Origin of the sequence: Pedobacter flavus, assembly GCF_036324285.1 — a bacterium.
Classification (GTDB): Bacteria; Bacteroidota; Bacteroidia; order Sphingobacteriales; family Sphingobacteriaceae; genus Pedobacter; species Pedobacter flavus.
The window spans coordinates 589,319-605,125 of the sequence record NZ_JAZDQU010000002.1 but is presented as its reverse complement, the minus strand read 5'-3'; the positions used below and the strand labels follow the sequence as shown (position 1 = coordinate 605,125).

Here is a 15,807-nt window from a genome sequence, read left to right as displayed (position 1 = left end):
ATCGAATCAATTTAGAAAGACTAAAGCTCGTTATATTTCTTGGCTGAGCCCTTTGATTTATCAACAGGATACTTCTTGTTATTAATTTCAATTTTCTCCTTAATAATTTCTTCAATATCAAGATTATGCTTATCGGCTAATAGAAAGGCATACATCAAAACATCTGCTAATTCTTCCCTTAACTTCTCCTTGTTAACATCTTCATTGCCTTTCCACAAAAACAATTCTAAAAGCTCAGAAGTCTCAATATTTAAAGCAATAGCTAAATCTTTGGAATTATGAAATTGCTTCCAGTCACGTTCATCACGAAAAGCCGTTATTTTAGAAATTAAATCAGTTATTTTTTGCATCTAATTGAAAGGATTGATTGACTAATATAGAGAGAAAAAAGGAATACGAAATAATTTAAATTGAGTTAAAAACCTACCCCACCAACAATTTCGCACTTTCTTTCCATAGATAATTAGGAATAGGTTCTTTTAGTTGCCATTGTACCGACATGGGTTTGGAACCTTCGTAGGACACAAAATGAGCTGGCCCTAGGAAAACATAGCCGTTTGTAAAACCATAGGAGTCATTTTTGGATTCTCTAACAAATAGCAGGATATTTTTATTTAAACTACGCTGGTGGATGTATGATTTCCCTTTTTCGGAAAAGTCGGCTGTTTGGTTTTGGCTTTGCCAATGGAAAAGAGTTTCGTTGATAGCATAGTCATCATACATAGTACTAGGTGAAAAATCTTCTTCTGTTTTTTTGAGGTTGATAAACAAGCCTTCGGTATTGGTGCTTTTGTTAAAGGCGGCTCCTTCGCGATTACTACTTTGTTTTTCGTAAGTGGAAAGGCCTAAAGAAACCAGGATTTGTTCGCGTGTAAAGCGTCCATGGATGCCTAATGGAAAATGATGTAGTGGTTCTACACAAGGCATTTCTTCAAAACCTATCTTATCTAATTTAACTGCTAAAAATTCATCTAATTCTTGTACAAAATCAGGATTAGCTCCTATTTCCTTAATAGCTACCACTAAGGACTCTCCTGCATTGGCCTTTTGATAAAAATCGTAATAAACCATTAAGGCAAATACAGACTCCTGTGGGTTGATTTTCCAACTGCTGATATCAAATTGATGGGCAATTAATTTTTTTAGAAATTGAAAATAGATAAGTGATTCGGTTACGATCCATTTTTTACCTAAAAGACTTTTGTATTGATCGGCATTGGTTTCATTTATGTTTTGATTAAAAGCTTCAGCTTTAAGTTGTGAAAACGTGTTGTTTTTATAAATGTCCGTTAGCTTTAAATTATAGATAGTTAAGAAGTTTTTTAAGTTTAGCTGCAAATCGGTTTGATTGGCAAAGTTTATTATCTTTTGGATAAGTTGACGCTTATTTAGGGCTGTCGCTTTTCGGATATTATCCAAAATGTATTCTTTTGCCATTTTCTCTAGCACAATAGAAGAGCCTAATGGTAAATTAGGAAAGTCTCTTTCGATTTCATGCGCAACAGTGTTGTTCGTTTTGCCAATTAAGGCTCTAAATTTATGTTCAAAATCATATTCGTCGCGAGCATGCCCAACAAAGTCTAATACTGTTAATACATCCTTGTTTTCATAAAGACGTAAGCCTCTTCCCAATTGCTGTAAGAAAATAGTTAAACTTTTGGTTGGACGAAGGAATAATAGGGTGTCAATTTCTGGTATATCAACCCCTTCGTTAAATATATCGACTACAAACAAATAATTAATTTTTCTTTGCTTAAATTCTTGTAGAATCTGCTCTCTTTGCGCAGCATTATCAGCCGTTAGCCATTTGGCTTTTAGTCCGGCTTTATTAAATTTTGTGGCCATATATAGGGAATGATCCTTACTTGCGCAAAATCCAATGCAAGCTACACATTCAATATCTTTGGTGTATTTTTGAAGGTTCGCGATAATATCACCAACGCGCACATCATTAGCCGTTAGTACTTTATTGAGTTCAGCGGTATCATAGCGCCCATTATTCCACTTTATTTTGGAATAATCTATACGATCGGATATGCCAAAATATTGAAATGGACATAAGAGTTTATTATTTAAAGCATCAGGCAATCTAATTTCAGCCGCTATACGGTAATTAAAATCGGGCAAAATACTTTTGCCATCCATACGCTCTGGTGTGGCTGTTAAACCAATGAGTAGCTGTGGCTGGAAATATTGAATGATTTTTTGATAAGTATTGGCTTGAGCATGATGCACCTCATCAATGATGATATAGTCGTAATAGGTTTTATGCACAAAGCTTTCAAGATCGAGCTGATTAAAAGTTTGAACAGTAGCGAATACAACATTTTTTTGTGTAGGCGAATAACCATCACCCATTAATTCCCCAAAGTTTTGATCTTTAAGCACATTTTTAAAGGTGTTTGAAGCTTGTCTTAAGATTTCTATACGATGGGCTATAAATAAAAACTTGGCTTGGGGGTTCTCTGCTCGAAAGCTTTTAAAATCAAAAGCAGCTAACATCGTTTTTCCTGTGCCTGTTGCCGCTACAATTAAATTCTTATAGGATTGATGAACCTTACGTTCAACTTTTAATTTTTCGAGTATTTCTAATTGATAGTGATAAGGTTTAAGGTCAAAAAACTGTGTAAATGCAGTTGAAATTTTACTTAACTTATTATGGTTTAAAGCATTTGACAACTGTTCCATTTGACCGCTTTGATAGCATTCAAATTCTGAACTAGACCAATAGGATTCAAAGGTTTTTCTGAACTTATTTATGATATGCGGAATTTCCTTTGTGGTTACTTTAACATTCCATTCTAAGCCATCAGTTAAAGCTGAACGAGAAAAATTAGATGAGCCAATATAACCCGTATGGTAACCTGTATTTCTATAAAATAAATAGGCCTTGGCATGAAGCCTTTCATTAGAGGCATTGTAGGAAACTTTTATTTCGGTGTTGGGCAATTTGCTTAATTCTTCAATGGCTTTAGCATCAGTGGCACCCATATAAGTTGTAGTAATTACTCTTAATTTCCCTCCACGATGGGTAAATTCAAATAAGGCATCTTTTAATATAACGATGGCCTTCCATTTAATAAAGGAAACTAGCAAATCGATTCGATCAGAGGAACGTATCTCTTTTTTTAGTTCACTTTCTAAAGATAAACCCACATTTCCGCCCGTAAATAATTCACTTTGTGTTAAACGGGTGGCAGGCATAATTTCGCTTAAGCGAAGCTTTAAATCCTTATAATCTGCATTTAATTGATCAAATACACCCTCCAAGATGTTGCCTTCGGCATCTAATAAATCTTCTGAAAAATCGTATTGCTCAATTTGCTGAGCAAGAAATTTTAAAATCTTATTGGTGATTTCGATTTGCTTATCGAGAAGGGCCAAGCCTTCTTTATCTTGTTTTATGATTTGAAGCGCTTTAGAAATGGCTTCACTAAGGTGTTTACTTAAAAATACACTCGCTTCGGCAGCATCTAACTTTTTATGATCAGCCACATAAAACTGATTTTTATCCAGTTTATCGAGCTTTTCGCGCAAAGAGGTGGTGATGAGTGTTTCGTAAATACCTAATTCCATAGATATAGTGTAGAGAGTTTAATTTTAGTTATCTTCTAAATATAATGGATCTAGGCAATTAATGCGAAATAAATTACAAAATAAATGTAATTAAAAAATATTAAAACATAAGGTATTTATGATAAGTAGTTTATATAGAAAATTTAAATGAAATTTTAATAATAATTCTTTCAATAGTAGAATTTATTCCGATATTTGCAGGAAAGGGAATAATGATGTCACAGTTAAGAGAACTTAAAAAACACTTAAAGAAAGGGAAAGTTTACCGAAGAGCGGATCTTGAAAAATGGACTTCGTCTGTTGATAGGCTACTTGCTGTCCTTGTAAAAGAGGGCACCCTGCAAAAGTTGGCTACTGGTTTGTATCATTACCCAAAAGAATCGGTATTTGGAAAAACGCCTGCAGACGAACAGGAATTGGTTCGCAGCTTTCTAAAAGATGATAAATTTTTATTAACCTCACCAAATAGCTATAATTCCCTTGGCGTTGGCACCACCCAACTTTACAATAAAAAGATAGTTTATAATCATAAGCGTCATGGAGAGTTTAGGCTAGGTAACAGAAAGTTTGACTTCCAAATGCGCCACCATTTTCCCAACAAATTGAGCAAGGAGTTTTTAGTAGTTGACTTGGTAAATAACCTTGACAAACTTGCAGAAGATACAGAAGAAGTACTGAATAAGCTACCCTCAAAGGTACGACTTTTAGACCTACACAAGCTGAGAACATCGCTCGAGAACTATGGCAACAATAGGGCAAAACGTATCCTATTTCCAATGATCCAATAACATGGTTGCTGACTACCTACACAATCATAAGCAATTCCATGACCTGATCAATATTGTTTCAGAAAAAATGAGTATTGAGCCAGGATTAGTAGAAAAGGATTACTGGATCATGCATATCCTATATGGCTTAAAAAAACAAGGCTTCCAATTCGAACTAAAAGGTGGTACTTCTCTTTCAAAGGGCTTTGGAATAATAGCTAGATTCTCCGAAGACATTGATATCCACATTTCTCCGCCAAATGAACTCCAAGTGAACGAAACTAGCTCAAAGACTGAGGCAATTAAAAGCAGAAAAGTTTTTTACGACTGGTTAAACAATAAGATAAAGATCAATGGTATAATTGAAAACCATAGAGACACAGATTTCGACAATTTACGCACTTACACCAGCGGGGGAATAAGATTATTATACAACAGTTTATCTGAGCCAATAGAAGGGGTAAAGGAAGGTATACTATTAGAGGCTGGCTTTGATACTGTCACACCAAATGAATTGAAAACCATTAGTTCTTGGGCCTTTGATCATGCAACGACAAGCAACATCAACATCTTAGATAACCGTGCAATCGACATTTCCTGCTACCACCCTGGCTATACATTCGTTGAAAAACTCCAAACCATCGCAACCAAATTCCGTAAGGAACAGGAAAGTGGCAGCGCTGGAGTCAATTTTATGCGCCAATATTATGACATTTATAGCCTACTCGAAAACAAACAAGTGTTGGATTTTATAGGTTCAGAAAAATATTTTAAGCACAAAGAAAAACGTTTTCCAAATGCAGATAAGGCAATATCGATTGCTCAAAACGAAGCCTTCCTACTGAATGACCAAAAGATTAGAACCTCATTTGTAGAACGATATCAAAAGACTGCAGCCCTTTATTATAATGGTCAACCAGCATTCGACAAGCTGATTGAACGAATAAAAAAACACATAGATCAACTCTAATTTTACCCTATTCCCCAACAGGATATTCTACGAAAAGATTGAAGACAATTTCATTAAAAAAATGTTTCTTTAAGCACTAAAAGTTTTAATTCTAATTCTTCTAATAATTTATTTACAGATTTTTTATAAAGTACAAAGCCAAACTTGTTCCTGCCACAACTTGAACAAAAAGTATCTTCAATTATATTCTTTGTTTCACACTGTATACAAACCCATTTCTGAATTTTGCCCAATAACTTATTTTCTTCTATAATTGTAGGTTGAATGGATTCCAAACTGTTTTTTAAATTTTCAATAATCTCGGACATCGTATTAACATCCTCAGGTAAATAAATATGTTGATCTAAAAATGTCAATTCATAAAAATTAACTTTCTTAGATAATTTAAATTGATCACTTTTCAAACCTTCTAAATTCTTACTTAAAGAGGCCAGATTTACATCGTCAATAAATATTAATATTTGTTTAACTAACACCAAATTATCGGTGTTTTCTAATAATTTATATAATCTTTCTATACTTATATTTTTGTCTAAATGATAATAATAGTTTAGAATTTGAGAAGGTAATAGTTCTTTTTCAACCCCTTGAAAATTGAGTATTTGTCTTGGATTATTTAATAATTTTATAATTATTGATTCAAATGCTAAGTTTTTTGATTGCACTATAAATTCAAAATCAGAATTCCCTATTACAGGAATTATTTCCGAATCATATTTATTTAAAATCTCTTTAGCTTTGATTTTATAATTTAAAGATTTGTAATCTAAAATTTTATGCTGTAGGTCTATTTCTTGTTTGGACTCAAATATGACTGGAGTACCGTAAACTGATACCATCAACATTCCTTTACCTTTTGCTGAAATTTCATTAAAATCAACAGAAAAACCAATTAAACCATTACATTTTAACCTTTTACACTTTTCAATTAAACTATTCTTAGCTTCTTCAAATAGTAAGTCTAATCTATTTTCATAATTACTTGATCTTCCCCCAAAAATATCAGTAATAGAAGAAGCAAAGTCTGCAACTAAGTCCATTCCAACAACAGCATTCGCATTAATAGGATCAAAATATGCGAGTATTTTATTGTCAGGTAAATGATTGGACGTTGTGATGATCATTTAGAATATAAATTACAAAGTAAAGTTATATATTGACTTTTAGAAGTAAAAAGTAAAGCTAATACTTTACAACTGCAAGTATAAAGTAAAGTTATCACTTTACTTTATTTAACATATAGCACGGAATTGTATGGATTAATTCTGCTTGGGGCATTCAATTTTTCCGTATTGTTAAATTTGAAGTCATCTTGACATGAATAACAATAAAAAACGCATTAAATAGACTTTATGTACGTTTGCTGTTTGGTTGTTTTGAGGTGTTTACTTTCCGATACAAAACTTCGTAAATATATTCTCCAGCAAATCATCAGTCGTTACTTCACCGGTAATTTCGCCTAAATAGTGGAGTGCCTGCTTTATATCCATCGCTATAAAATCTGACGTAACTTGGGAAGAAAGATTATCTAATACCTTAGAAAGAGCTGCTTCAGTACGTTTTAAAGCCTCTACATGCCTAATATTAGTCACCAGGGTTTCGTTAGTGTCTAAATTTTTAAACTTTACCGTATCTAATAAAATATCCTTAAGATCATCTATCCCAATATTTTGTTTAGCAGAAATATAATGCACATTAAAACGCGACAAGGCAAATTTTGTTGATTCTGCCAAAGTATCTACCTTATTTACCAATAAAACAAATGGCACCTCCTGCCCTTCCAAGCCTTTTACTTGGGCTTCAATGGCTTCAATAGGTTCGTTTCCATCTACCATATAGATAATCAACCTCGCCTGCTTCATCTTCTCTAACGTACGTTCAACGCCTTTGGCTTCAATAATATCAGCGGTTTCGCGTATTCCGGCCGTATCTATAAATCTAAAAGCAACACCACCGATGTTCATTTCATCTTCAATCGTGTCGCGGGTAGTTCCTGCGATATCTGATACAATGGCACGTTCTTCATTTAATAAAGCATTAAGTAAGGTAGATTTACCAACGTTTGGTTTACCTGCGATTACCACAGGGACACCATTTTTTAGCACATTTCCTAATTCGAATGAAGAAATCAGCTTATTTAATACTGTATTAATTTTTAAAATAAGTTGTTTTAACTGATCGCGATTAGCGAATTCTACATCCTCTTCGGCAAAATCTAATTCTAATTCGATCATAGAAGCAAAATGAATCAGCTCGTCGCGCAATTGCTTTAATTCGTTAGCAAAACCTCCACGCATTTGTTGCATGGCCACATCGTGTGATGCTTGGGAATTAGATGCAATTAAATCGGCAACAGCCTCAGCCTGACTCAAATCAAATGCTCCATTTAAAAATGCGCGTAATGTAAACTCTCCTGGTTTTGCAGCGCGGGCACCTAACTTTATTAAGAGACGTATAATTTCTTGGATGATGTATTGAGATCCATGGCATGATAGCTCAACCACGTTTTCCTTTGTATAGGATTTGGGCGCAATAAATAAACCTGCAACCACTTCATCTATAATAGATTCACCATCTTTAATTAAACCAAAATGTAAGGTATGGGAAGCTTGTTTTTCTAAATCTTTGCCTGCAAAAGCTTTGTTTGCAATAGCAATTGCATCTGGTCCAGAAAGGCGGATAACGCCAATTGCGCCCGATCCTTGGGGCGTAGATAAGGCTACAATGGTATCAGAATTTGTTATCATAGATGTCCAAAAATACGCATAAAACCCGAATTAAGTTTTTCTTATTTATGGAACTAACAACTCGTTAAAAGAAATAATTAAATCCTTTACGATTTTGAAATAAAAAACAATAATTTTAAATTGTTGTTAAACTGCAATAATTAGTGTTTATTATGAATGGAATGCCCATTACCGTAAAAAGATCAATTGAGCTATTAGGTCTTTGTTTAGTTGTTTGCATTATCGTATTGGGACAAAATATAATAATGCCTGTACTGATGGCTTTTTTTATTTCCATCATGTTATTGCCTATTTACCGCTTTCTAAAGAAAAAACGATTCCCTGAAATTATAGCTATAGTTCTTCCAATTCTATTCGTATTTGCTTTTATTGGCGTCATTATATGGTTTTTCTATGCACAAATTAGTTTCCTTGTTTCAGATTTTCCAGAAATTAAAAGAAATGTTAATCTTCATTTAACAAGTTTAAGTAAGTGGATTAGCAACATCAGCCATTATTCTACAAAGGAACAAATTGATTTAATAACCCAAAAAAGTGACGATTTATTAGCCTTGGGTAATAAAACTGCTGGAAGTGCATTATTAGGCATCACAAATTCTTTTGTGTTTTTAGGCTTATTACCAATTTACATTTATCTAATGCTGTTTTATAAAGATATTTTGCTCCGATTTATTTTTATGTGGTTTAAACCAGAACAACATTTTAAGGTTAAAGAAGCTATTTATGAAACAGAATCAATGGTAAAAAACTATTTGGTAGGTTTATTGATTCAAATTATTTATATCACAGTTTTATTGGGTGGTTCGCTTTATTTATTTGACATAAAGCATGCTTTATTAATTGGGGTTATTTTCGCGCTTTTAAATCTTATCCCCTATGTTGGTGCGCTTATTGGAAATATTATTGGAGTATTACTAACATTAACTTCATCTCAAGATGGATGGCAAATTGTTACCGTTCTCGTTGCAATCTCGGTGGTTCAATTTTTCGATAATAATATCTTAATGCCTAGAATAGTAGGTTCTAAAGTCAAGATAAATGCCCTTATGGCTATTTTAGGTGTATTTATTGGAGGAAGTGTGGCCGGTATTTCAGGTATGTTTTTATCGATCCCAATTATTGCAACGCTTAAAATAATATTCGATAGATCTGAGATATTTAAACAATGGGGTGCCCTACTGGGCGATGAAAGACCAAATCTCAGTCCTATGAGTTTCCCAATTTTCAGAAAGAAAAATAAGATTGCCGCTAGTGAGGATATTAATAAAGAAGTTAATTAGTCGTTTTTGCTAATAATTTCACAAACTCTATAAGCTTTTCTACTATTTTTTAATTATTTAGTTAATTATTTAAAATTCCAATTAAAAAACTAAATTTGGAAATATGCTAAACGCGATAATAGTAGATGATGAAGAGTTTGCACGCTCTTCTTTGTATTTTCTAATTCAGGAGAACTGTCCAGAAATTAAAATTACGGGTATTGCTAAGTCGGTAGCTGAGGCCAGAACGCTACTATCTTCGCGTCCAGATGTAATTTTTCTTGACATTGCTATGCCTGGAGAAAACGGATTTTCATTATTGGAACATCCCGAAGCTCAAAAATCTAATATAATTTTCACTACTGCTTTTGATCAATACGCGTTAAAAGCTATAAAAGCTAATGCACTCGATTATTTATTAAAACCAATAGATATTGATGAATTAATTATCGCTGTTAATAAGGCTGTAGAAAATAAAAAGAAAAATCAACCGATGCCAATTATCGATAATCATTTAAACGATAAAGGTGAGGTAAAAAAGCTTACTATACCTACTGCAAACGGTTATAGAATTATTAATACGGATACAATTTTATATATAGAGGCTGATAGCAATTACAGTATTATTAGTCTTGAAAACAACGAGAAGATTACGGTTTCTAAAGTTTTAAAAGATTACGAAGAAATATTATCCGAATTTTCATTCTTTAGAATCCATAAATCAACACTTATTAATCTAGAATATTTAAAAGCCTATAGCTCTAAAACCGGTTTAAAAGTAATTATGACCAACGGAGAAGAGTTTCAGGTATCGAGACGAAGAATTTCTGAATTTTATTTTAAAATAAAACAATTCACCAATATAAAGCGTGTATAATTCTATTCGAATATTGATTTTCATCCTTGTATTGCTAATAGGTAATGCAGGGAAAGGTTTTGCTCAAGAACCTCACTTATATCATTATACAAGTAGCAACGGACTACCCAGTAATACTTGCTATTACCTTTTTCAAGATCGAGATAATTTTATTTGGATTGCCACGTTTGCCGGAGTGGCCAGATATGATGGTCAAAAGTTCGAAAAATTCACTATGGATAATGGACTGGCGGATAATCAAGTTTTACAAATAAAGCAAGATAAATTAGGTAGAATTTGGTTTTTGTCACTTAATGGTAAGATGTCGTACTTCTATAAGGGTAAAATTTACAATTCGAGTAATGATAAGCTGGTAAAGAAGTTAAGTATAAATGGAATGGTAACCTCTTTTTTGGAGGATAAAAAAGGTAGAATTTGGCTAGGTACCAATACAAATCTATTAAGTATGTGGGATGGCACTAAACTACATAGTTTTGTTTCGAGAGATTTATATGCTCAATTTTCTAATGCCTACGTTCATGAAGATAATGCTGGTGTAATTAGAGCATATAGTCACCAGGCCGTGCTGGTTTTAAAAAATGGAAATTTTGAAATAGAGGATAAAAAAGATCTTCCCATTTCTTATAAAGTGTTTAATTCACAACCTGGAGGAAAGATTCTTTATTTAAAAAAAGATGGTCTATATCAAAAAAATGGAGCGCTTACACTTTTAAAACAAAAAATTGATCCACAGTATTTAGAAAACGATCCGGGCTATTTTTATGCTGATGATCAATCTATTTGGTTAAGTACTTCTAATGGTGTGGTAGTTATTGGACAAAATGGTACTACTACCAAATATCTACAAGGAACTTCAGTAAACCAAGTTACAAAAGATAAAGACGGTAATTTTTGGTTCACAACAGGAAATGGTATTTATATGCTTCCTGTTCCATTAGAAAGAATGTATATAGTGAATACGGCTAACGGGCTAAGCAATAATTCCGTTATGAGTATTGGAAAAGACAATAAAAATAGATTCTGGTTAGGATTGGACAATGGAACAATTGACATTCTTAATGCTGATAAATCTTTTGCCTCGTCATTAAAATTAGATTCCAAATACATCCAAAATTACAAAGTAAAACAACTAAAATTTAATCAGAATAAAGATATTTTATATTTTGCTTTTGATAGAGGATTAGGGAAATTAGAGCAAATTGATAATTTAAAGCCCAAAACAACTTTTTATAAAGAAAAAACAAATGCTGTCCTTTCTATTAAAAACTTCGATTTAAATAATAAAAATGAAATAGCTGTGGCTTTATCTTCTGGAGTTATTATGACCCCCGAAAATGAATTAAGTTTCTTAATTAAAGACATTCAGAAAACCACCAATTATATAGAAAATAGAGCGTATAAAGTTTATTATGATAACCAAGCTAGGCTTTGGTATTCAAATATTAACGGATTAGGTGGTTATTGGGATAATAAATTACAGGACTTAAGGACTATGGATACGCTTTTGTCTGAAAGAATGAACGATATTATTCAAATCTCAACAGGTGAAATTGTTTTGGCAACCGACGGACATGGAATTTTAATTCTAAAAGATGGAAAAATCAAGAAAATACTTACAACAAAGAATGGCTTAGGAAGTAATATTGTTTATAAATTATTTTATCATAATAAAATGTTATGGGCTATTACCAATAGTGGTATAAACCAAATAAATATTAAAAATAGAGCCTATGATATTAGAAATTTCGATTATGCAAATGAATTATTAATTAGTGGTATAAATGATTTATTTATAGACGATCAAAATGCATATTTCGCTACCAATTCAGGTTTAGTTTATTTTGCCAATTCATCAGAAAAAATTGTATTAAATCCAGCTGAAGTACATTTTAAATCTATTAAAATAGATAATTCACCTATCTCAATAGAGAAAAACACATTTTTTATACCTGAAAATTATAAATCATTATATATTGAGTTTAGTGTTGTTGATTTTAGTAATAGAAATATTCAATACAGATATCGCTTAAAAAATAAAAACACTTGGATTGCTACTAATAGTACTTCATTGGAATTTTCTGCTTTGGAGGCTGGCGATTATAATTTACAGATATCTGCTCGCTATCCGGGAGAAAATTGGGGGCCTGCAACAGAATTAATGTTTAAAATTGAACTTAAATTTTATCAAAGTACTTGGTTCTGGGTATTAATTGCCCTTTTGGGCGCCTTCTTTGTTTTTAGAATTATTGTAATGGTAAATAGGCAACAGCGTAATAAAGAGAAATTACAGCTGATTATGAAAAACAAAATTCTAACGCTCGAACAACAAGCTTTACAAGCTTTAATGAACCCTCATTTCATTTTTAATGTAATGAACTCTATTCAACATTATATTAACACACAGGAAAAGGTAGCTGCTAATAAAATGCTTACTGGATTTGCGCGATTAATTAGAAAAAATCTAGATATCTGTGCCAAAAGTTATATCACTATAGAAGAAGAGTTAGAGTATTTAAACTTATACTTAAGTTTAGAAAAGATAAGGTTTGGAGAAAAATTTAATTATACGATTACTGTTGATGAAGAAATTGACACATCCGAAATTTTAATTCCTTCCATGTTATTACAACCTTTTATAGAAAATGCTATTTGGCATGGATTAATGCCAAAACCAAGCATGGGAGAAGTTAATATTATCATGAGTTTAAAGTTGGAAACTTTAATTATTGAGATTATTGATAATGGTATTGGTATTAATGCATCTAAGGCTTTAAAAAATGAAGGACATATAAGTAAGGGAATGGAATTAACAAAGGAAAGAATTAGAATTATTAATGCTATTGAACAAAATAATATACAACTTTCAGTAAAAGATAGACCACTAGGTGGTACACAAGTTGAGCTATCCATACCTTTAAAAAACCAATAATACCGATTACTCAATTAGGAATACCGAATACTAACTTGTAAAAAAAATTGACTCTTTAAGTCTTAAAATTGTATCATTGATTTAATACAAACATTTAATGTTTGGAAAAAACGTTCTTAAAGAATTGATTAAAGATATTTAACCTAACCTAAAACAAATATCTCGATTCAGGTTTCATTTGTGTGTTAAAAGCGGTCCTGTTAATAACTAGACCGCTTTTTTATTGGTAATAGTTTATCATAAATCCCACTCGAACCGTCGTCCAGGAGCGAAATGCAATGCAACGATAGGATCTCATAAATTGGTTCATAAGATGCTATCGGCCAACTTTCGCTGCGCTACAGGTTAGCCTTAAAAATGACCGATCGGGGTTAATCCTATAACAAAATGAAAATGAGTGAATCCCCCATTACACTTCCTCATAGAGCGGAATCCCCCGACCCGTCCTCCTGGAGCGAAATGCAATGCAGCGATAGGATCTCATAGATTGGTTCATAAGATCCTATCGGCCAACTTTCGTTACACTAAAGACTGGCCTCCAGGATGACAAATCTAGGGTATTATCCTGAAGCGGAATCCCCCGACCCGTCCTCCTGGAGCGAAATGCAATGCAGCGATAAGATCTCCTTAAAACTTAAAATCTCCACAAATCTCCTACTCGAACCATTAATGGTTGGTCATAAGTAAAATCAATAATTATGATAAAATACGATTAATACAGAAAAATGGTATATACTATTGCCAATCAATACAATAAAACAACTAATATTATTAAAAAAAACAGTGTTAGTTTATAAAGGTTAAAGTTGTCATATATTTTTTTAAATTTATTTTAATTTTAAAATGTTTTTATTCTAATTTTGATGTTGGAAAGGCAGAAAAACCTTTCTTAAACTATAATTAAGATCATCCTTAATTGTGCTTTTAAATTTTAAATATGAAAACGCCAAAGAAAAATTTTAACCAGGATGCCGGTGAGCCAATTAAAAGGAATCCGGACATTGAACAAGACGACGATGATTTCGATGAAGATAACTTGATCGATACAGAAAGTGATGCAGACGATGATGACGAATTTGACGTTCCAATTGATGATATTGGAGGTTTCAATGATTTCGATGATGACGATGATGATCTAGATGATTATTAATCCATAAAAAATTAATATTTTTAAAGCATCCGATAAATATCGGATGCTTTTTATTTTTAATCCTACCAAAAACTACTAATGCGCATAATAACTGTAGAAACGCCACAACACCGAAGAGAATTTTTAGAGTTAACTGAAATGATCTATAAAAATGATGCAAACTATATTAGACCATTAGATCAGGTTATTGAACAGGTATTTGATGAAAATAAAAATCCATTTTTCTCACATGGCGTATGTAACAGGTGGATTTTAGTAGACGACAATAATAAAACTATTGGTAGAATAGCTGCCTTTATAAATCATAAAAAAGCAAACGTTACCCCTATCCCTACAGGTGGTTGTGGTTTTTTTGAATGTATAGATAATCAACAAGCCGCAAATCTATTATTTGATACAGCAAAAGAGTGGTTAAAAGAAAAAGGCATGCAAAGTATGCTTGGACCAATTAATTTTGGCGAAAATGATTCATTTTGGGGACTATTAGTAGAAGGTTTCACACCTGCTTCTTATGGCATGAATTATAATTTACCATATTATAGAGCATTGTTCGAAAATTATGGGTTTAAGACAGTTTACGAACAAATAACCAACCATTTAAATCTTGCAATTCCATTTCCTGAACGATTTACAAAAATTGCAAATTGGGTAGCCAATAAACCTGGATATACTTTTGAGCATTTCGATAAAAAGAAAGCAGATAAGTACACTGAAGATTTAATGGAAATTTACAATGATGGATGGAAAGATTTTGAAAATTTCACGCCAATAAAAAAGGAAGTTTTGGCAGAAAGTTTCCAAAAAATGGAGCCTATAATGGATGAAAAACTAATTTGGTTTGCTTATTATAATGGAGAACCCGCTTCATTTGTGGTTATAATTCCAGATGCCAATCAATTTATTAAAGGCTTAAAAGGAAAATTAGGGCTAATTGAGAAGATCAAATTTGCTTATAATCGCTGGAAAGGTGCTGATAGAATGAGAGCAGTAGTAATGGGCACCAAAAATCAGTACCAAAAGAATGGCTTAGAATCTTGCTTATTTATTAAATTGAAGGAGTATGTATTGCCAAAAAATCAATATAAAGAACTAGAATTGAGTTGGGTTGGCGATTTTAATGATAAAATGCTAAGCATTCATAAAGCAACAGGTGCCGCTTTTGGAAAACGACACCTGACTATGCAATTAGATTTTTAACCTTTATTTCGGATTTCTTCATATAAATCAATCACCTTCTTCTGAAGTTTGATGATTTCGTTTTCACTTTCAGCAAGTTTTTGCTTTAATTCTTGTATTTCAAGTGAGTTAGCATTTCTGTTGCTTTCTCCATCAGCAGAAATGATGTCTAATGTAGAGACTTCAAATAGTCTGGCAATTTGATCTAAACGTGATATATTAATATCAGTTATGCCAGTTTCTATTTTAGAAAAGGCTGGAATAGAGATGCTTAACCTTTTAGCAACCTCCCCTTGGCTCCAACCATTTTTCTGTCTTAATGATTTAATGTTTTTACCAATAATGCTCATTGTGTA

Annotated in this window: 12 protein-coding genes; 7 read left to right on the top strand and 5 right to left on the bottom strand. The window is 32.4% G+C overall.

The annotated features are described in order from the left end of the window. Nucleotides 1-20: 20 nt before the first annotated feature. Both VRU49_RS08750 and VRU49_RS08745 read right to left on the bottom strand, forming a co-directional pair. Entirely contained in the window at nt 21-350 is a 330-nt protein-coding gene (locus VRU49_RS08750) for a nucleotide pyrophosphohydrolase (protein ID WP_330146399.1), read from the bottom strand. Nucleotides 351-423: 73 nt separating this feature from the next. After that, on the bottom strand, nt 424-3,576 hold the full coding sequence (locus VRU49_RS08745; protein WP_330146398.1) for a DEAD/DEAH box helicase: 3,153 nt from the start codon (nt 3,574-3,576) through the stop codon (nt 424-426). 212 nt (nt 3,577-3,788) lie between these two features. Between VRU49_RS08745 and VRU49_RS08740 the strand changes: the two genes are divergently transcribed. Then, the gene (locus tag VRU49_RS08740) at nt 3,789-4,364 is read left to right on the top strand and encodes a DUF6088 family protein (protein WP_330146397.1); all 576 of its coding nucleotides are present in this window, start codon (nt 3,789-3,791) and stop codon (nt 4,362-4,364) included. A gap of 1 nt (nt 4,365) precedes the next feature. Then, nucleotides 4,366-5,313, top strand: coding sequence for a nucleotidyl transferase AbiEii/AbiGii toxin family protein (locus VRU49_RS08735; protein WP_330146396.1), 948 nt, complete (start codon nt 4,366-4,368; stop codon nt 5,311-5,313). Between the two features lie 53 nt (nt 5,314-5,366). On the opposite strand, the gene VRU49_RS08730 is transcribed toward VRU49_RS08735, so the two are convergent. Together VRU49_RS08730 and mnmE are read right to left on the bottom strand one after the other, a co-directional pair. After that, entirely contained in the window at nt 5,367-6,437 is a 1,071-nt protein-coding gene (locus VRU49_RS08730; RefSeq protein ID WP_330146395.1) for a YbjQ family protein, read from the bottom strand. A gap of 261 nt (nt 6,438-6,698) precedes the next feature. After that, complete coding sequence (gene mnmE, locus VRU49_RS08725) at nt 6,699-8,060, bottom strand: tRNA uridine-5-carboxymethylaminomethyl(34) synthesis GTPase MnmE (RefSeq protein WP_330146394.1); 1,362 nt, start codon at nt 8,058-8,060, stop codon at nt 6,699-6,701. 152 nt (nt 8,061-8,212) lie between these two features. On the opposite strand from mnmE, the gene VRU49_RS08720 reads away from it, so the two are divergent. The 5 genes from VRU49_RS08720 to VRU49_RS08700 all read left to right on the top strand — a co-directional run bounded on the left by VRU49_RS08720 (nt 8,213) and on the right by VRU49_RS08700 (nt 15,472). Beyond that, nucleotides 8,213-9,340, top strand: a complete 1,128-nt coding sequence (locus VRU49_RS08720; RefSeq protein ID WP_330146393.1) for an AI-2E family transporter — start codon at nt 8,213-8,215, stop codon at nt 9,338-9,340. Nucleotides 9,341-9,443: 103 nt separating this feature from the next. Then, nucleotides 9,444-10,196, top strand: a complete 753-nt coding sequence (locus VRU49_RS08715) for a LytR/AlgR family response regulator transcription factor (RefSeq protein ID WP_330146392.1) — start codon at nt 9,444-9,446, stop codon at nt 10,194-10,196. 13 nt (nt 10,197-10,209) lie between these two features. Next, nucleotides 10,210-13,125: a sensor histidine kinase gene (locus tag VRU49_RS08710; protein WP_330146391.1), complete on the top strand. Its 2,916-nt coding sequence runs from the start codon at nt 10,210-10,212 to the stop codon at nt 13,123-13,125. A 937-nt stretch (nt 13,126-14,062) separates the two neighbouring features. After that, complete coding sequence (locus VRU49_RS08705) at nt 14,063-14,275, top strand: hypothetical protein (protein ID WP_330146390.1); 213 nt, start codon at nt 14,063-14,065, stop codon at nt 14,273-14,275. A 78-nt stretch (nt 14,276-14,353) separates the two neighbouring features. Then, a complete protein-coding gene (locus tag VRU49_RS08700) occupies nt 14,354-15,472 on the top strand; it encodes a GNAT family N-acetyltransferase (RefSeq protein WP_330146389.1) in 1,119 nt (372 codons plus the stop codon). Here the strand turns inward: VRU49_RS08700 and VRU49_RS08695 are convergent. Next, nucleotides 15,469-15,801 (bottom strand): helix-turn-helix domain-containing protein, encoded by a 333-nt coding sequence (locus VRU49_RS08695; protein ID WP_330146388.1) that lies wholly within the window; start codon nt 15,799-15,801, stop codon nt 15,469-15,471. The genes VRU49_RS08700 and VRU49_RS08695 overlap by 4 nt on opposite strands. Between the last annotated feature and the right edge of the window lie 6 nt (nt 15,802-15,807).